14 protein-coding genes are annotated in these 17,204 nt (G+C 72.6%); 8 read left to right on the forward strand and 6 right to left on the reverse strand.

Going from position 1 to position 17,204, the window contains the following annotated elements:
- Nucleotides 1-287: 287 nt before the first annotated feature.
- Nucleotides 288-872, forward strand: a complete 585-nt coding sequence (locus tag ACTWO6_RS05735; RefSeq protein ID WP_446218605.1) for an RNA polymerase sigma factor — start codon at nucleotides 288-290, stop codon at nucleotides 870-872.
- Entirely contained in the window at nucleotides 869-1,684 is an 816-nt protein-coding gene (locus ACTWO6_RS05740) for a hypothetical protein (RefSeq protein WP_446218606.1), read from the forward strand. Before ACTWO6_RS05735 ends, ACTWO6_RS05740 begins: the two co-directional genes overlap by 4 nt.
- A 372-nt stretch (nucleotides 1,685-2,056) precedes the next feature.
- Here the strand turns inward: ACTWO6_RS05740 and ACTWO6_RS05745 are convergent, their stop codons facing one another.
- Nucleotides 2,057-2,536 carry a winged helix-turn-helix transcriptional regulator gene (locus ACTWO6_RS05745; RefSeq protein WP_446218607.1) on the reverse strand — a complete coding sequence of 160 codons (480 nt, stop codon included), beginning with the start codon at nucleotides 2,534-2,536 and terminating at the stop codon, nucleotides 2,057-2,059.
- A 115-nt stretch (nucleotides 2,537-2,651) separates the two neighbouring features.
- Between ACTWO6_RS05745 and ACTWO6_RS05750 the strand changes: the two genes are divergently transcribed.
- The 3 genes from ACTWO6_RS05750 to ACTWO6_RS05760 all read left to right on the forward strand — a co-directional run bounded on the left by ACTWO6_RS05750 (nucleotide 2,652) and on the right by ACTWO6_RS05760 (nucleotide 8,672).
- Nucleotides 2,652-3,350, forward strand: a complete 699-nt coding sequence (locus ACTWO6_RS05750) for an SDR family oxidoreductase (protein WP_446218609.1) — start codon at nucleotides 2,652-2,654, stop codon at nucleotides 3,348-3,350.
- 94 nt (nucleotides 3,351-3,444) lie between these two features.
- Nucleotides 3,445-5,001, forward strand: a complete 1,557-nt coding sequence (locus ACTWO6_RS05755) for an MFS transporter (RefSeq protein WP_446218610.1) — start codon at nucleotides 3,445-3,447, stop codon at nucleotides 4,999-5,001.
- A gap of 332 nt (nucleotides 5,002-5,333) precedes the next feature.
- Nucleotides 5,334-8,672: a S8 family serine peptidase gene (locus tag ACTWO6_RS05760; protein ID WP_446218612.1), complete on the forward strand. Its 3,339-nt coding sequence runs from the start codon at nucleotides 5,334-5,336 to the stop codon at nucleotides 8,670-8,672.
- Between the two features lie 42 nt (nucleotides 8,673-8,714).
- Here ACTWO6_RS05760 and ACTWO6_RS05765 read toward each other — a convergent pair whose 3' ends face one another.
- The 5 genes from ACTWO6_RS05765 to ACTWO6_RS05785 all read right to left on the reverse strand — a co-directional run bounded on the left by ACTWO6_RS05765 (nucleotide 8,715) and on the right by ACTWO6_RS05785 (nucleotide 15,688).
- Entirely contained in the window at nucleotides 8,715-10,754 is a 2,040-nt protein-coding gene (locus ACTWO6_RS05765; RefSeq protein WP_446218613.1) for a BTAD domain-containing putative transcriptional regulator, read from the reverse strand.
- Between the two features lie 112 nt (nucleotides 10,755-10,866).
- Nucleotides 10,867-11,346: a sigma-70 family RNA polymerase sigma factor gene (locus ACTWO6_RS05770; protein WP_446218614.1), complete on the reverse strand. Its 480-nt coding sequence runs from the start codon at nucleotides 11,344-11,346 to the stop codon at nucleotides 10,867-10,869.
- Nucleotides 11,347-11,505: 159 nt separating this feature from the next.
- Nucleotides 11,506-14,322, reverse strand: coding sequence for a BTAD domain-containing putative transcriptional regulator (locus tag ACTWO6_RS05775; protein WP_446218615.1), 2,817 nt, complete (start codon nucleotides 14,320-14,322; stop codon nucleotides 11,506-11,508).
- A gap of 111 nt (nucleotides 14,323-14,433) precedes the next feature.
- The gene (locus ACTWO6_RS05780) at nucleotides 14,434-15,063 is read right to left on the reverse strand and encodes an alpha/beta fold hydrolase (RefSeq protein ID WP_446218616.1); all 630 of its coding nucleotides are present in this window, start codon (nucleotides 15,061-15,063) and stop codon (nucleotides 14,434-14,436) included.
- Between the two features lie 139 nt (nucleotides 15,064-15,202).
- Nucleotides 15,203-15,688, reverse strand: a complete 486-nt coding sequence (locus ACTWO6_RS05785; protein ID WP_446220567.1) for an MmyB family transcriptional regulator — start codon at nucleotides 15,686-15,688, stop codon at nucleotides 15,203-15,205.
- A 52-nt stretch (nucleotides 15,689-15,740) separates the two neighbouring features.
- Here ACTWO6_RS05785 and ACTWO6_RS05790 point away from each other — a divergent pair, with 52 nt between their 5' ends.
- From ACTWO6_RS05790 to ACTWO6_RS05800, 3 genes are all read left to right on the forward strand, one after another.
- Nucleotides 15,741-15,875 carry a hypothetical protein gene (locus ACTWO6_RS05790; protein ID WP_446218617.1) on the forward strand — a complete coding sequence of 45 codons (135 nt, stop codon included), beginning with the start codon at nucleotides 15,741-15,743 and terminating at the stop codon, nucleotides 15,873-15,875.
- Between the two features lie 86 nt (nucleotides 15,876-15,961).
- A complete protein-coding gene (locus ACTWO6_RS05795; protein ID WP_446218618.1) occupies nucleotides 15,962-16,786 on the forward strand; it encodes an inositol monophosphatase family protein in 825 nt (274 codons plus the stop codon).
- Between the two features lie 57 nt (nucleotides 16,787-16,843).
- On the forward strand, nucleotides 16,844-17,011 hold the full coding sequence (locus ACTWO6_RS05800; RefSeq protein WP_446218620.1) for a hypothetical protein: 168 nt from the start codon (nucleotides 16,844-16,846) through the stop codon (nucleotides 17,009-17,011).
- Nucleotides 17,012-17,204 lie beyond the last annotated feature (193 nt).

Below are 17,204 nucleotides of genomic sequence, written 5' to 3' on the forward strand. Positions count from 1 at the left end.
GCGCTCCGGCTCCAGGATGGCTGAAGATCGTCGGCGGGTGCCGGGCCGTGGGTGGTTACGGTAGGCCATCCCGCTTACCCTCGACCCGGGCAAGCCGAGCAGACCACCGCCCAACCCGCCAGCGTCCGAACCTGCCGTCAAGGTCCGCTTGACGTGGCGGGCCGGGCGGCGGCCCGCTCCCCGGTTGGGCGGGTCGACGGCATGCGGGATGGCGTCAGGCGTTGTGGGCTGCCGCCGGTGCTCGAGGGGGCCTGCAACAGGTTCGCCCCAGCCGGCGATAGTGAGGTGTGACGAGCCAGATACAACCGTCTGACCAAGATCTGTGGTCGGCTATCGCAGCCAGTGACGAGATCGCTTTCGGCCGGCTCTTCGACCGGTATGCCCGGGCGGTGTACAACCACGCGTTCCGGCTCACTGGCTCTTGGACGCTCGCGGAAGACGTTACGCAATCGACCTTCCTGGTCGCGTGGCGTAGGCGGGGTGAAGCGGGCCTGGTTGACGGGTTGGCGTTGCCTTGGCTGCTGGTGGTCGCTACCAACGCGACCCGTACTGAGTGGCGTTCGGCCCGTCGGTGGTTGGCAGCCCTGCGTAGGTTGCCGCCGGAGCGGGAGGCTGACGTAGACCCGGCCAGCGACGTAGCCGCGCGGCTCGATGACGAACGGCAGATGGCCAAGATTCTGGCGGTGGTCCGCCGACTCCCTCGCGCAGAACGCGAAGCGGTTGCCCTGTGTCTTTGGTCCGGCGTGCCGTACGGCGAGGCGGCGACAGTCCTCGGAATCAGCGAAGGCGCGGTCCGTTCGCGCGTGAGTCGCGCACGAGCCCGGCTGGCACGGATGGTCACTGACGACAACAAGCAGGAGGAGGAGCGGTGAGAGACATTCTCGACGCGCCTATTGAGCGGGATCTGCCGCCCGGCGAGGCGGCGCGAATGCGGGCGGATCTGATGAGGTCGATCCACCGGCCGCGGCCCCGCGCGGCGGTGCGGCTGGGGATTGCCACCATGGCGGCAGCCGCAGCGGTGGTGGTCGGCGTGGCGGTGGCGCCAAACGACGACGATGTGCAGCACCTGGCGATGGGTCCGAACGAGCTGTCACCGACGCTGCGCCAGGCGATGGAGCAGTGCCTGTCGTGGAACGCGCAGCATGAGCGGGTTCCGGTGTCGATGGCCCAGCTAGCCGTGGCGGCTGAACAGGACCAACGTGCCGTGGCACTGTTCCTGACGGAGACCGGGTACTTCACCTGTGATGTCTCAATGTCATCAGGTGCGGAGGTCAGTGGGGGTATCAGCGGGGAACGCGACTGGCCACAACGGGGCTGGTTACCCGGCCCGGTCCAGCGACTCCTACTTATGTCGACCGAAATGGACGGCGGTGACGTCGCCGTGACTGGCCGGGTCAGCGCTCGGGTGCACCGGCTGGTGCTCGAACACGGCGACGGGCACACGACCACGGCACGGCTGACTGACGGCGTGTTCGGCCTGCTCACCGAGGGCGCCACTGTTAGGGAGGACGCTGAGTTGGTCAGCTATGACGCCAGAGGCACCGAAATTGACCGGCGTCTACTGTTTCGTCCGTCCGACGAGTTCGATCACTGCTACGCCGACTCCTCCGGCAACGTTGTCTACGGCAAGCCTGGCACTGACTGCCGACCGGCCGAGCGCTGGAGTCGATGGGCAAGCCCATAGGTGACGAGAACCCATGATCGTTTCGTTCGGACCGAAGCGGTCGCCGTGCCCGATCCGTGCCCGATGCAGCAGAGATGCAGAGTCCGATAGTAAGATCGTCCGCTCATCGACCTTGGACTCACCCTGACCGTCGCCCTCGGCAGGCGTCTGCCGGCGCTTCCCCTTCGTCAGATCGATACGGAGTCGCAAACCTGTCACGACCAACGGCGCGGGTGCCGGGTTATGGATCACCAAGGGCAAGATGAGAAATCTTGTGGGAAGCGAAGGCTCCGCTGTAGGTCGCTGGCGGGTAGGCACGTAGGCGTCCGCGCCGGACTTGGATCCACCAGAACGAACCAACCGCGGTCGACCGCGGCCGGTGTCCGCCGGTCGTCAGGTGCTGCGGATGAGGCCCGGCCCGGCGACGATGTCCACGTCGCCCTCGTTGACGTCGTGGCCCAGCTCGCAGCGGAGCGCCGCCCGGACGCGGTGGCCGCACTCCCGGTGGGTGACGAGGACGGGGGGACCGGTGTCGTCGGCGGCCCAGGTGTCGCCCCAGTTGCGCAGCGCGGTGATGACGGGCAGCAGTTCGCGGCCCTTGCGGGTGAGCTGGTACTCGTGGCGGGTGCGCTGCCCCGGCTCCCGGTAGGGGACCCGTTCGAGCAGGCCGGCGGCGACCAGCTCCTTGAGCCGGGCCGCCATGGCGGGCTCGCCGAGGCCGACCCGGTGGACGAAGTCGTCGAAACGGCGCGTACCGAGCAGGGCCTCACGCATGATGAGCATCGCCGACCTGCTGCCGACGATGTCCATCGCCCGGGCGATCGAGCAGTTCGCCCTCGACCAGGCGTCCCGGTCGTCCCGTAGATCCGTCATACCGGCCAGCGTACGGGCTGACTTGTGTTGACGCCAGTCAGGTGCTTCACTGGTTCCTGGCTGGCTTGCTTCTGCATAAGCTAGCCGGCCGACACTACTACCCAGACGGGACGACATGGACATCTCGGCTGCAACCGCCCTGGTCACCGGCGCCAACCGTGGCTTCGGCCGGGCCGTCGCCAGCGAGCTGCTCGCCCGCGGCGCGACGGTCTGGGCGGGCGCGCGCGACGCCGCGCAGATCGACCTGCCCGGTGCCCGCCCGCTGGAGCTGGACATCACCGATCCCGGGTCCGTGGCCACGGCGGCGGCCGCCGCGGGCGACGTCACCCTGCTGATCAACAACGCGGGCTCGGCGACCGGAGCGGACCTGCTCACCGGCGACCTGGACCAGATCCGGCTGGAGATGGAGACCCACTACTTCGGCACCCTGTCCGTCGTCCGGGCGTTCGCCCCGGTGATCGAAGGCAACGGTGGCGGCATCATCCTCAACGTGCTGTCCGTGCTCTCCTGGCTGGCCCTGCCCAGCGGCGGCGCGTACGGCGGCGCGAAGGCCGCCGAGTGGGGGCTCACCAACTCGCTGCGGGTCACGCTCGCCCCGGCGGGCATCCGGGTCGCGGGACTGCACGTCGGGTTCATGGACACCGACATGACCCGCGCGGTCACCGCCGCGAAGCTCGCTCCCGCCGACGTCGCCCGGTACACGGTCGACCAGCTCGCCGCCGACGCGTACGAGATCCTCGCCGACGACCTCAGCCGCGACGTGCGCGGCAAGCTCTCCGGCGGCGTGGCCGCGCTCTACCCGCAGCTCCCGTGACCGCCGCCCCTCACCTCTCGCCGCGCGCCACCGGCGCGGGAAGCACCGCCTTCCCCGCCGGCGCCACCGCGGACCGACCCCTCCAGGAGTCCACGTGACCGACCAGCGAACCCTGCCCCCGACCGGGCCGGCCACCACCCAGGGCGCGTCGGCGCCGCCGTCACCCGTCCGCCGCAGCCAGGTGGCGACCCTCGTCGCGATGTGCCTGGGCGCGGCGATCACCTTCCTGCAGATCACCGCGACCGTCTCCGCCCTGACCACCATCCAGCGGGACCTGCACGTCGAGCCGACCACCCTGATCTGGATCCCGAGCGCCTACACCCTGGCCGTGGCGAGCCTGGTCCTCTCGGCCGCCACACTGGGCAACCGTTTCGGGCGCAAGCGGATGTTCGGCGCCGGCGTCGCCGCGATGATCGCCGGCGGGGCCGTGCTGGCGCAGGCCGGCACCCCGGCCTGGGTGATCGCCGGGCAGCTCGTGGCGGGCATCGGCGGGGCGCTGATCCTGCCGAACAGCCTGGCCATCCTCGGTGCGACCTTCACCGACCCGCACCGGCGCACCGAGGTCATCACCGCCTGGTCGGCCGCCTCCGGCATCGGCCTGGCGGTGGGCCCGCTCATCGCCGGGGCGCTGCTGCGGCAGCACCACTGGCACACTGTCTACCTGTCCACGATCGTGCTGGGGGTGGTCACCCTCGTCGTCGCCGCGGTCGCGGTGGCCGAGTCCCGGCAGGGCAACGGCCGGCTCGACCTGCCGGGCCTGCTGCTGGCCACCGTCACCATCGCCGCGTTCGTCTACGCCCTGATCCGGTCCGGACGTGACGGCTGGACCAGCCCGCCGGTGGTCACCGCGTGGCTCGGCTCCGCCGCCGCGCTGGTCGGGTTCGTCCTGGTCGAGCTGCGCACCGCCGCACCGATGCTCGACGTGCGACTGTTCCGGTCGGCCTCGTTCAGCGCCGTCATGGTCGTCGCCGCGGTGTCGCTGTTCGGCTTCACCGGCGTGGCGATCCTGCTCGTCCTGTTCCACGAACGCGCCCAGGGCCTCAACCCGCTGGACACGGGCTGGCGGATGCTGGTGCCTTTCGGCGTCTACGCGCTCGCCGCGTTCGGCGCCGGGCGGACCATCCGACGCACCGGCTTCAAGGCGCCGCTCACCACCGGTCTCCTCCTCGGCGGCCTGGCCAGCCTCGGCCTGGCCGCGCAGGGCCCGGCCACCACGTTCGGCCAGCGCTGGCCGCTGCTCGCGCTCTTCGGCGCTGCCTGCGGTCTGGTGGTTGCCCCCGCGACCGCCGCCGCGCTCGCCAGCGTCGCCCCCGCCCAGGCCGGCATGGCCTCCGGGGCGGTCAACGCGGCCCGCCAGGTGGGATCGGTACTCGGCGCGTCCCTGCTGGGCACCCTGCTCACCACCCGACTGCTCGCCGAGCTGCCGGAGCGGCTCGCCGCGCACCAGGTCGCGGAGCCGGCCCGCAGCGCGGTGCAGTCGGCGGTGGCCGCCGGCACCAGCGGCACCCAGCCGCTGCCCGATCCGGTCCGGGCGGCGCTCGCCGAGGCGCTGACCGCGGGGGTGCAGGCGGGGCTGCGCGTGAACGCCATCGTCTTCCTCGCCGCCGCCGTGCTCGCCCTCGCTCTCGTTCGCAACCGGCCGCACCACTAGGTCGACCGCGCATTGGGCGGCCGGAACGCAGGGCAGCCCATCGACGATCACCGGACGCACCGGAAGTGCCGAGTGATGGACGATCAGGCCGGGCAGCCGTGGCCTGGCCACCCGCGGCGGCAAGAACCAGCGATTTCGCGAGCATCGGGCTCCTCGGCCCGCTCGGGTGCGCTGGCAGGTGTGCAGATGTGTGGATGGAGGTTCGGCGGTCCAGACGTGCGGGCCCCGCCCCGCACCGGTTCAGCGGCAGTGACCCAGGTCACTCGGGATGAACTTTCACCCGCCGGTCACGTCCGGAGCTCCCGGATAGCTCTCGCCTTCATCCAGGGAGAATGATGCGTTCAGTTCGCAAGATATCGGCGCTGGCACTGCTGGTGCTGGGCGTCTCGGCGGTGGCTCCGGGCGGTTCGCCGGTGTCGGCGCAGCCCCGGGCCGCGAAGCCGGCGACCACACCCGCGGTCGCGTCCAAGCCCCGGACGGTCACTCTGCTCACCGGCGACACCGTCCACGTCAGCACTAAGGACGGCCAGACGGCTGTCGACGTCGTGCCGGGCAAGGGACGGGAACGGATCCCGTTCATCACCCACAGCGCCGGCGAGGACGTGCGGGTCATCCCCGCCGACGCCGTCGGCCTGCTCAACCGGGGCAAGCTCGACGGGCGGCTCTTCGACATCTCGATGCTGGTCGGCTTCGGCTACGACGACGCCCGGGCCACCCTGCCGCTCATCGTCCAGCACGGCAATGCCGCCCCCGCCGGCCTCGCCGGCGCCCGGACCACCCGGGCGCTCTCCGGGGCGAGCGCCGTCGCGGAGAGCCGCGCGGACGCGGTGTCCTTCTGGAACAGCGTCACCTCCGCCGGGAGTGGCACCGAGCGGCGGCTGCGGGCCGGGTTCGACAAGATCTGGCTCGACGGGCTGCGCCACCCCACCCTCGACGTCAGCGTCCCGCTGACCGGCGCGCCGCAGGCCTGGCAGGCCGGCTGGACGGGAACGGGGGTGAAGGTCGGCGTGATCGACACCGGCGTCGACCAGACCCACCCCGACCTGGCCGGCCACGTCGCCGCCGCGGAGAACTTCACCGCCGACCCGGACACCCTCGACCGGGTCGGCCACGGCACCCACGTCGCCTCCACCATCGCCGGCAGCGCGGCCGCGTCGCAGGGCCGTTACAAGGGCATGGCGCCCGGCGCGACCCTCTACAGCGCCAAGGTCTGCACCGAGGAGGGCTGCCCGGAGTCGGCGATCCTGGCCGGCATGACCTGGGCGGCGCAGCAGGGCGTCAAGGTCGCCAACATGAGCCTCGGCGGCCCGGACAGCCCGGAGACCGACCCGATCGAGGCGGCCCTGGCCGATCTCACCCACCGCTACGGCGTGCTCTTCGTCGTCGCCGCGGGCAACAGCGGCGGGGCCGGCGAGTCCACGGTGAACTCGCCCGGCAGTGTGGCCGAGGCGCTGACCGTGGGCGCCGTGACCAAGACGGGCGAGCTGGCCGAGTTCTCGAGCCGGGGTCCGCGCACCGGCGACGCCGGCATCAAGCCGGACGTCACCGCACCCGGCGTCGGCATCCTCGCCGCCCGCAGCTCGACCTCCGACCTGTGGCCGAACGACGAGAACCCGCAGTACACCAGCCTCTCCGGCACCTCGATGGCGACTCCGCACGTGGCCGGCGCGGCGGCGATCCTGACCCAGCAGCACCCGGACTGGGCGCCTGAGCGGATCAAGTCCACGCTGATGGCGGCCGCGCAGCCGAGCGCCGCCATCGGTGTCTACGAGCAGGGCGCGGGCTTCCTCGACGTCGCCCGGGCGATCCAGCAGACCGTCACGGCGAGCCCGGTCAGCGTCGCCTTCGAGCGGACCACCGCTGCGCAGCAGAGCACGGTCACGTACGCGAACAGCGGCTCTTCCGCCCTCACCCTGGCTGTCTCCCTCGACGCCAAGGACGCCGAGGGCGCCCCGGCGCCGGCCGGCCTGTTCAGCCTCAGCGCCTCCTCGGTGACGGTCCCGGCCGGCGGCACGGCCACCGTGACCGTCAACGTCCAGGCCGGCGCCGACCTGCCCGACCACTACTTCGGCGGTGAGGTGACCGCCACCGGCGACGGCGCGCAGGTGCAGACCCCGGTCGCGCTCGACGTCGCCCGCCACCAGCTGAGCCTCAAGCTCGTCGGGCCGGACGGCGGAGCGCCCACGCCCGAGCAGGGCTGGGTGACCGTCCTGACCGACCTGGACCGGCAGACCATCATGGTGTTCGGCGACCCCGCGACCACCACGTACCGGGTCCGCGCGGGCCGCTACCTGGTCCAGACCTACCTGTTGACCGGCGACCCGTTCCTCCCGCAGATCACGTCGCTGATGCGCCCGAGCCTCGACCTGACCACGGACCAGGCGCTCACCATGGACGCCCGCCTGGCGAAGCCGATCGCGGTGTCGGTGCCGAACCCGAAGGCCACCGCGGTCCATCAGGAGTTCGGCTGGACCATCCGGACCGAGCAGCCGCAGATCTGGGGCAGCAACGACCCGTTCGGCGTGCTGATGGGCATCCCCTTCGACCACCTGCGCACCGCGCAGATCGGGGCCGGCAGGACGCCCGGCTTCGTCTCCTACGTCAACGGGATGTGGGGTCAGGTGGCCCAGGACGGCAGCCTGCACAACAGCCCGTACGTCTACCGTGTCTACTTCTACGAGCCGGAGGAGATGATGACCGGGCTGACCCGCAAGCTGCGCGCGGGCGACTTCGCCACGGTCCGCTCCCGGATCAGCGCGGACGTGGCCGGCGTGCCGGTGGCGCGGTCCGCGGTCGCGCACGCGCCCGGCAACTCGCCGATCTACCGCGACGAGCGCAATGTCCCGCCGAGCTTCAGCTACGACGTGCCGAGCACCATCACCGAGTACTACAACCAGGACAAGCAGGCGGTGTGGCAGTCGACCTCGGCCCAGCTGAGGTACACGTACTACGAGTCGGCGTGGACCAGCTTCCAGCCCGGGCGCACGTACAACGTGAAGTGGGCCAACGCGGTGGCCGGGCCGGTCTTCCCGGAGCCGAACTTCGGCCAGCAGTTCGCCACCCGCTACTGGGGCGACACGATGGGCGGGCCGGGGCCGCTGCACGGCGACGGCACCGGGCACATGGGCTTCCGGCACCCTCGCGGCGGCAGCGTGGAGGTGAACCTCTACCGCAACGGCGTCAAGGTCGGCGACGCGAACCAGGCGCCCTGGTCGTGGCAGGTGCCAGCGGAGACGGGTGACTACCGGCTGACCGCGACCTTCCGCAGCGACCCGGCATTCACCCTGTCGACGGTGGTCGACGCGGAGTGGACCTTCAAGTCCGGGCACGTGAGCGACGGCGAACTGGTGAAGCTGCCGATGACGGCGATCCGGTACACCCCGGAGCTCAACATCAACAACCGGGCGCCGGCCAACCAGCTGTTCGCGATCCCGGTCTCGCTCGACCGTCAGATCGGAGCGGAGCCGGGCCAGACCACGAGCTTGACCGTCGAGGCGTCCTTCGACGACGGCAAGACCTGGCAGCAGCTGACCGTCCAGCGGTCCGGCGAGAAGGCGGTCGCCTGGGTGCACAACCCGGCCGGCACCGGCTTCGTCTCGCTGCGGGCCGCGGCGACGGACACCAGCGGTAACACGGTCAAGCAGACCATCATCCGCGCCTACCGGTACTGAGAGTGGGCCCCGGACGCGGCGCCCACCGACGCCGCGTCCGGGTCACCGGTGCCAGAGCAGCCGGTCGCGGATCCGCCGGGCCATCGGCGAGCCCGTCCCGTCGAGCTCGGCGAGGGCCTCGCTCCACGCCTGCCCGGCCAGGGCCGGGTCGCCGTAGACCCGCTCGATGGCAGCGTCCCGCTCGGCCGCGTCGTCGTGCTCCTCCCCGAGCTCCACGGCATAGGCGCGCAGCAGATCATGCATCCGCCACCGGCCGTCGCCGGGCTGGACCAGCAGCTGCGCCCCGAGCTCGGCGAGCAGGCCGCGGGCGGAGCGCAGGGACAGGCCGCCCAGGGCGGCCGCCGCTTCCGTGCTCAGCTCCCCGGACGGGTGCAAGGGCAGCAGCCGGAAGAGCCGGGCTGCCGCGGGAGTCAGGGCCCGGTAGGACCAGGAGAAGATCGCCGCCAGATCGGCGTGTGCGTCCCCGAAGCCGGCCAGCCGGCCGTCGGCCTCGGCCAGCTCACCGGCGACTGCGGGCAGGCTGAGCCCGGGCCGGCCGACGCTGCGGGTGGCGACCAGCGCCAGCGCCAGCGGCAGCCGGCCGCACCGCGCGATGATCTCGTCGACGGCGGCCGGGTCGGCGGCCGCCGCGTCGCCGAGCCGGCGGGTGAGCAGCTCGCGGGCCTCGGCGTCGGTCAGCAGGTCGAGGTGCAGCGGGTGGGTGCCCGCCGGGCCGGCCATGCCGGTGATCCGGCGGCGGCTGGTGGCGATGACGAGACTGCCGCCGGTGCCGGGCAGCAGGTGCCGGATCTGGTCCCAGTCGCGGCAGTTGTCGAGCAGGATCAGCATCCGGCGCTCGGCCAGGATGCTGCGGTAGAGGCCGGCCTGGGCGTGCAGCTCGGCCGGGATGGCGGCCGGCGCGACCCCGAGGGACCACAGGAAGCCGCGCAGCGCCTCCGCCGGTGTCATCACCGAGTCGCCGGAGTCGAAACCGCGCAGGTCCGCGTGCAACTGCCCGTCGGGGTAGCGGGCGGCCAGCTGGTGGGCCAGGTGCACCGCGAGGGTGGTCTTCCCGACGCCGGGCATTCCGTCGATGACCAGCGCGGTGGTCCGCCGGTCTCCGGCCAGCAGCTCCTCCGCGGCGGCCACGACGCCGCGGCGGCCGGTGAAGTAGGGGTGGTCGGCCGGCAACTGCGCTGGCGGCTCGGCCCGGGTCGGCTGCGACAACTCCAGCTCGGCTGGCGGCCATAATTCGGCCTCCGCGCCGCTAGGCGGCGCTCCGGACCGAATGAAGGCCGGTCTGACGCCGCGCCGCGACCTGGAGCCGTCGGCCGGGGCGTCGTGGTCGAGCAGGCTGTCCCGGGCTGCGCGCAGGTCGCCGCCCGGCTGGATGCCGAGCTCGTCGGCGAGCCGGTGCTCGATATCGGCATAAGCCGCGAGGGCTTCGGCCCGCCGGCCGTCCGCGGCGAGCGCGAGCAGCAGCCGCGCCTGCAGTGCCTCGTCCAGCGGCTCGTATTCGGCGGCCAGCCGGATCGCGGGCAGCACCGCGTGGACGCACCCGGCCCGCAAGGCGACGTCGGTCGCCGCCCGGACGGCCGCGAACCGCTCGCCGTCGACAGCGACGAACTCCGGATGGGCCCGGCCGCCGGCCTGCAGGCCCGAGGCGCACCGGTCGCGCCACAGCGCCAGCGCCTCCCGGTAGAGCTCGACGGCCGGCTCGCCGGAGCTGCCACCGGCCTGGGCGACCAGGCGCCGGAAACGCAGCAGGTCGAGCGACTCCCCGTCGATCCGCAGCCGGTATTCGGCGCCGTCGCGGATCAGCACCGAGCCCGCTGCCCGCGTCGGCAGGCCCGGCTCGAAGCGCCGCCGGAGCATCCCGACGTGCCGGTGCACCACATTGACCGCGCTGGGTGGGGGGTCGGACTCCCAGAGCAGGTCGACGAGCTCGGCGACGCTGACCGCGCCGCCGGCCCGGGCGAGCAGCAACGCCAGGATCAGCCGCTGCTGCCGGGTGCCCAGGTCGATTTCGGACTGGCCGCGCCAGGCCCGCACCGGGCCGAGAACGGCGAAAGAGAGCGGGCTGGTCATCTTGATGCGATCCATACAGGGCTGGCTGCCACGATCGCCATAGCATGCCAGGGTCCCGGGCGCGCGTTGCGGCAATGTGAGCTTCGACTCAGCAGCCGGATCGCCGGCCGGGCGGAGTCGTCCCTGCTCAGGCCGCCTCGAGGCCGGTGCGCAGGGAGCGCAGCGCATAGTGGGTCCGGGACTTCACCGTGCCGATCGGCACTCCCAGCCGGCCCGCGACCTCTGCCGGTGACCGCCCGACCAGGTAGACCTCGGAGAGCAGACTGCGCTGCGCCGGGCTCAGCCGGCCGAGCGCGTACCGGATGGCGTGCGACGCCAGCGCGGTGCCGGTGGTGTCGTCACCAGCGGGAATCCAGGTCATGTCGACGAGATGGACCTCGGCCGGGCGGCCCCGCCGCAGCCGGACAGCGTCGATGACGAGCCGCCGGGCGACGGTGAAGAGCCACCGGCGGGCGGCATCGGGCTCGGCCGGCACCGAGTCGAGGTGCCGCCAGGCCCGCAGCATCGTCTCCTGGAGCAGATCCTCGGCGGTCTGCCGCTGGCCGCGGGTCAGCACGAGCAGGAGACGCAGCACGGCACGGGCGTGGTCCGCATGCAGCGCGGTCATGCGCTCGGCCCGGCCGGCCGGTGATTCGTCGGGTGCCCGCAGCACCATATTTCCCCCACAGGCATGAGCAACGGTGAGTGAGGCACGAGCCTAGGGACGATCGATGCGAATGGACTGACGCGGAAGTGCGGATCGAGTGCCGTCGCCGATCGCAATCGGTCACGGACGCGACGTGACCGCCGCGAGCAGGCCGGCCAGCCGCCGGCCGGTCCGGGTCTGCGCGTACGGGATCAGGGCCAGCGCCTCCTGCCACGCCCGCACCGCGGCGTCGTGGTCGCCGGCGGCGGCGAGGGCGTCGCCGAGCAGCGCCAGCACCTCCGCGGCCGGCGCCGACGCCGAGGCCTCCTGGTAGGCGACGGCCGCCTCGCGCCAGCAGTCGACCGCCTTGCCGGGCTCCCGGCGGGCGGAATGCACCTGGCCGAGCACCTCCCACGCCTCGGCGATGCCCAGCCTGTACTGCACTCCGCGCGACAGCGCCATCGCCTGCTCGGCGCAGCGCACGGCCTCTTCCTCCCGGCCCAATTCGGCGTTGCTCGCGGCCATGATCACCAGGGCGTCCGCGAGCAGTTTGTCGTCTCCGACCGCCCGGGCCGGCCCCAGCTCCGCGGAAAGCGCCCGGACGACCTCCTCGTGTCGCCCCTGGGCGCCCAGGATCATCGCCCGGTTGATCCCGGCCCGGGTCATCTCGCCGTGCAGGCCGAGCCGGGCGAGCAGCTCGAGCGCCTGGTCGAGATGCCCGACCGCGGTCTCGTGCTCGCACCGGAAGTAGGCCGCCCCGGCCAGGCTGCGGTGCATCCGGGCCTGCCCGACCAGGTCGCCGCCCGCCCGGGCGGCCTCGAGGGCCACCTCGCCGGTCGTCGTCCAGTCGGCCCACCGGCCGCTGCGGTCGAAGAAGTGCTGCATGCCCAGGGCGAGCTGCCAGGCCTCGGTGTGCCGGCCCTGCCGGGCGGCCTGGCCGACCAGCGCGATCAGGACCTGCCGCTCGGCGGTGAACCAGCGTATGGCGTCGCCGTGGCCGGCGAAGCGCAGCGGGGTCTCGCCCGGCCCCGGCTCGATCATCGGGTGGTACTCGGAGGCCAGCAGCTGCCGGTGCGCCTGATAGCAGGTGGCCCGGTAGAACTGCAGGCAACGCAGCTCCGCGGCGGCACGCTCGGCCGGGCTGTCGTTCTCCTCGCCGAGCTCCGTGGCATAGGCCAGCAGCAGGTCGTGGGTGCGGTAGCGGCCCGGCAGGTCCTCGCTGATCAGGTGCGCGCGGTTCAGCTCGCCGATCAGCGCCCGCCCGCTCCGCAGCGGGACGCCGGCCAGGCCCGCCGCCCCGGCGATCGAGATGTCGGGGCCGGGATGGATCGGCAGCAGCCGGAAGAGCCGGGCGGCCGGGGCGGAGAGTGCCTGGTAGGACCAGGAGAAGACGGCACGCAGGCCGGTCTGCGGGTCGTCGCCGTCGAAGCCGTCCAGGCTCCCGGGCGCTTGGGCCAGCTCGGCGGCGATCTGCGCCGGTGGCGTCCGCGGCAGGCTCGCCGCGCGGGCGGCCACCACGGCCAGCGCGAGCGGCAGCCGCCCGCAGCTGGCGATGATGGCGTCGATCGCGGCCGGGTCCGCCGCGACGCGGCCGGCGCCGAGCGGCCGCAGGAGCGCTGCGCGGGCCTCGTTGACGCTCGGCAGGCCGACCGGCAACGGGTGGGCGCCGGCCGTGGTCAGCAGGGTGCTGAGCCGGCTGCGGCTGGTGACGATCACCAGACAGCCGGGGCTGCCCGGCAGCAGGTGCCGGATCTGCTCGGCGTCCCGGCAGTTGTCGAGCACGATCAGCAGGCGCCGGCCGGCAAGGCTGCTGCGGTACATGCCCGCCTGGGCGTGCAGCTCGGCGGGAATGCCCTCCTGGGGCACCCCGAGCGAGCCGAGGAAGCCGCGCAGCGCCTCGGCCGGGCTCATCGCCGGCTCCCGCCCGTCGTATCCGCGCAGGTCGACATACAGCTGCCCGTCCGGGTAGCCGGCGGCGAACTCGTGGGCGAGGTGGACGGCGAGGGCGGTCTTGCCGATCCCGGGCATGCCGTCGATCGCGAGCACCGTCGGCCCGCCCGGGCGCGCGACCGCCGCGCGGGCCTCGGCGATGAGGTCGTCCCGGCCGCTGAAGAAGGGCAGGTCCGGCGGCAGCTGCGCGGGGCGGGGGAGTGGCGACGGCAACCCGGTACGCGCCGGCTGGGTGCGCTGGTGCAGCAGCCGGTCGTACGCCTCCCGCAGCTCCTCGCCCGGATCGATGCCCAGGTCGTCGGCGAGCCGGCGGCGCACCACCCGGTACACCTCGACGGCTTCCGCCTGGCGGCCGTCGGCGGCGAGCGCCAGCAGCAACCGGCTCTGCAGCGACTCGTCGAGCGGGTGCTGCTCGGCGGCCTGCCGCAACGGCGCCAGCACCGCGCTCAGCCGGCCGCAGCGCTCGGCGGCGTCGGCGGCCTCCCGCACAGCCTGGGCGCGTTCGGCCTCCACGGCGAGGAACGCGGGATGCAGGCGGGAGGCCGGTTCCAGGCCCGCGGCGCACCGGCCGCGCCACAGCCGCAGCCCGTCGAGGGAATGCCGCAGCGCCGACTCCGGGTCGCCGTCCTGCAGGCTCCGGCCCGCCAGCCGGCTCAGCGACCGGAACTTCAGCAGGTCAAGGGACTCCTCGTCGGCGCGCAGCCGATAGCCCGAGAGCTCCCGGAGGATGTGCCGGCCCGCCGACCGGGTGGGCAGGCCGGGCTCGAGCAGCCGCCGGAGCACCCCGACGTGCCGGTGCACGACGTTCGCGGCGCTGGCCGGGGCCTCCTCGTCCCAGAGCAGGTCGACCAGCTCGGCCAGGGAGACCGGTGAACCGGCCCGGGCCAGCAGCAACGCGAGCACCAGGCGCTGCTGGCGGGCGCCCAGATGCAGCTCGGCCCCGGCGCGGACGACCCTGATCGAGCCGAGCACCGAGAAACCGATCGTCTCGCCCGCCTCCGCCCGCACACCGGCAACGGTAACCGGCCGATCCGCCACCCGGAGCTTGCGACCACAGGCCCAGGGGCGAGACCGGGTCTCCGGGACGGCGACGGGAGAGGCAGGGCCGATGACGCGCGGTCAGCCGAGGAACGCGAGGAGGTGTCGGGTCGTCTCGTCGGGGGCCTCCTCCGGCAGGAAGTGCCCGGCCGCGACGGGACCGCCGTCGACCTGGTCGGCCCAGGCCCGCCACACCTCCAGCGGCTGGTACCAGCTCGCCACGGGGCCGGTGTGACTCCACAGCGCCAGGACGGGACACCGGATCCGCCGGTTGCCGCGGTCGGTCTCGTCGTGCTGGTAGTCCAGCGTGGCGGCCGCCCGGTACTGCTCGCAGACGGCGTGGATGGTGTCCGGGGAGCTGAGCTTCGCCACGTACTCCGCCCGGACGGCGGCGGGGAAGGCGTCCGGCACCTCGGACAACGAGTCGATCATGTGGTCGACGATGACCTCCACCTGCTCTCGGGCCACCTGGCGCATGCTGTACGGCGCATGGTCCGGGGTGCTCGGCGGGGTCCCGCTGTCGCCGAAGCCGCGCAGGTCGGTCGCGACCACGGTGAATCGTTCCGCGAGTCGCGGCGCGACCCGGTGCCACATGAGGTGGGTCTCGGGCATGCCGTGCAGCAGGAGAACCGGCGGGCCCGCGCCGCCCCGGCGTCCGTGGATGGTCGTCTCCGTGGTGGCGATGTCCAGTTCCTCGAAACCCTCGAACACCAGATCCGTCCCCTTCCCCGGCTGACACAGCAACGGATCACGGCTCGGACGTGGGGTCAGCTGGTCTCCCGGCCCGTCCTGGCACGCGATCTCCCGGTGGATCGCAACCTTGAGGCGACCGTTCCCGTGCGGCTGCCGTTTACTCCGTCGAGCGCGCGGCGGGCTGTTCCTGGGGCGTGGCCGTCCAGCTGGCGAGCAGGTTCAGCGCATTCTGGGCTGGGGAGCCGGGCTCTGCGGTGTAGGCGTTGAGCCGCAAGCCGGTGTCCGCGGTGAGTTCCATCGACTCGTATGCCAGGGTCAGGTCGCCGACCAGCGGGTGGTGCAGGTGCTTGACTCCGGTGCGGTGCAGGCGCACGTTGTGCGCGGCCCACCAGGTGCGGAACGCTTCGCTGCGGGTGGAGAGTTCGCCGATGAGGTCGGTGAGCGCCCGGTCGTAGGGGTCGCGGCCGGCCTCGGCCCGCATGAGCGCGACGGTGTCGCTGGCGAGGCGTTCCCAGTCGACGTAGAAGTCGCTCGCGGCGGGGTCGAGGAAGATGAACCGGGCGATGTTCGCAGGGCGGGCGGTGTGGGCGAAAATCGGCGAGAAGACCGCGTACCCCAGTTGGTTCGCCGCCAGGATGTCCAGGCGTCCGTTGCGGACGTAGGCCGGGTGCCATGGTCATCGCGTCGAGGAGGCGTTGCTGCCCGACGTGCTCGACGGCAAGGTCGAGCCCGGCAAGGTCTTCGACCGCACCGTCGGCCTCGACGAGGTGCCCGACGGATACTGCGCGATGGACCGGCGCGAGGCCCTCAAGGTCCTGGTCCGTCCCTGACCGGTCACGCCTCCGGGGACACCACCCGCGTCCCTGGAGGATCCCACGCCGATCGGATGCCCGCCAAAGCTCTCTATCCTGAGCGCATGGTGATCACGGACAGGGACCTGGCCATTGCGGCAGCGCAAGCAGGAGCTGCTGTTGTGCGCTCGAAGTACGGTGCATCGCTGGCGCGCTTTGAGAAGTCCCGGGGCGACTTCGCCACTGCTGCCGACATCGAAGCGGAGAAGGTCATCCTCGACGTTCTTCGCACTGCCCGACCGGACGACGCCGTGACCGGCGAGGAGAGTGGACGCACGGGGGCCGGCGGCGCCGAGCGTATGTGGCTCGTCGATCCCCTGTGCGGCACGCTGAACTATGCCGCGCGGAGCATGCTGGTCGCGGTGAACGTCGCCCTGCGGACGCGCTTCGGCATCACGGTGGCGGCCTCAGCCGACCCGTTCGCCGAAGAGGTGTTCTGGACGGACGGCGCGAGCGCGTACGTCCGCCGCGACGGCGTGGACGAGAAGCTGACGCCCTCGGCCGATTCGCGACTGGTGGATGTCAACCTCGATCCGCCGTTTCCGAACGATCCCAGGTTCCGGGCTGTCCGGCTGCTCGCCGACCCGGGGTTCGTCGAGCAGTTCCGCCCGCGCGTGGTCTCCACCACCCTGGCGGTGGCCTGGGTGGCAGCCGGTCGGCGAGCCGCGTACGTCACTGACGGCCACCTGCAGGACAGCGTGCACTTTGCCAGCGGGATCGCCTTGTGCCAGGCCGCCGGATGCGTGGTGACCGGTATCCAGGGGCAGCCGCTGCACACCGGTGTGGGCGGGCTCGTCGTGGCGGCGGACCAGGAGACGCATGCCGCCTTGCTGGCGCTCATCGGCCACCAGTTCCCACCGGAGGGTGGCTCTGCAGTAGCGACACCATAGAGCCGGGAACCGCTGGACACCCTGTTCCTGGCGCACCCGGTGTCGTTCAAGGGCAGAATGATGCAGTACGTCGGCCGCATCCTGCGTACCCACCCCGGCAAAACCAGCTTCGAGGTCCACGACTACGTCGACAAACAGGTCGGCGTTCTCGCCGCGATGTGGCGCAAACGCTCTCGCTCCTACACCCAACTCGGCTTCACGATCGCCGACGCCAGCCGCCGGTGAGCCGGACCGGTTCGACGCGTACCCCGGACGCGGCCCTGCTCGTCGGGGATGACAGCGGCGACGCTGACGGAGTGGCGGGGCTGGGTCACGGGTGCTCCTCGAAGAGCCGTCGGTGAGGAGGGCCGCCCGCGTACCCGTCGCGGGCCTTGCAGGGCGAGGGTGCCGGTGACGGCTTGTCGGGCGGCTTCCGGGG

Source organism: Micromonospora sp. IBHARD004 (assembly GCF_052814115.1).

What these genes read in the sequence shown, in the direction of transcription:
- ACTWO6_RS05750 (WP_446218609.1), top strand. Translation starts at nt 2,652, where the DNA reads ATGGACATCTCGGCTGCAACCGCCCTGGTCACCGGCGCCAACCGTGGC.
- ACTWO6_RS05770 (WP_446218614.1), bottom strand. Translation starts at nt 11,346, where the DNA reads ATGACCGCGCTGCATGCGGACCACGCCCGTGCCGTGCTGCGTCTCCTG.
- ACTWO6_RS05800 (WP_446218620.1), top strand. Translation starts at nt 16,844, where the DNA reads ATGATGCAGTACGTCGGCCGCATCCTGCGTACCCACCCCGGCAAAACC.
- ACTWO6_RS05760 (WP_446218612.1), top strand. Translation starts at nt 5,334, where the DNA reads ATGATGCGTTCAGTTCGCAAGATATCGGCGCTGGCACTGCTGGTGCTG.
- ACTWO6_RS05795 (WP_446218618.1), top strand. Translation starts at nt 15,962, where the DNA reads ATGGTGATCACGGACAGGGACCTGGCCATTGCGGCAGCGCAAGCAGGA.
- ACTWO6_RS05765 (WP_446218613.1), bottom strand. Translation starts at nt 10,754, where the DNA reads ATGGATCGCATCAAGATGACCAGCCCGCTCTCTTTCGCCGTTCTCGGC.
- ACTWO6_RS05745 (WP_446218607.1), bottom strand. Translation starts at nt 2,536, where the DNA reads ATGACGGATCTACGGGACGACCGGGACGCCTGGTCGAGGGCGAACTGC.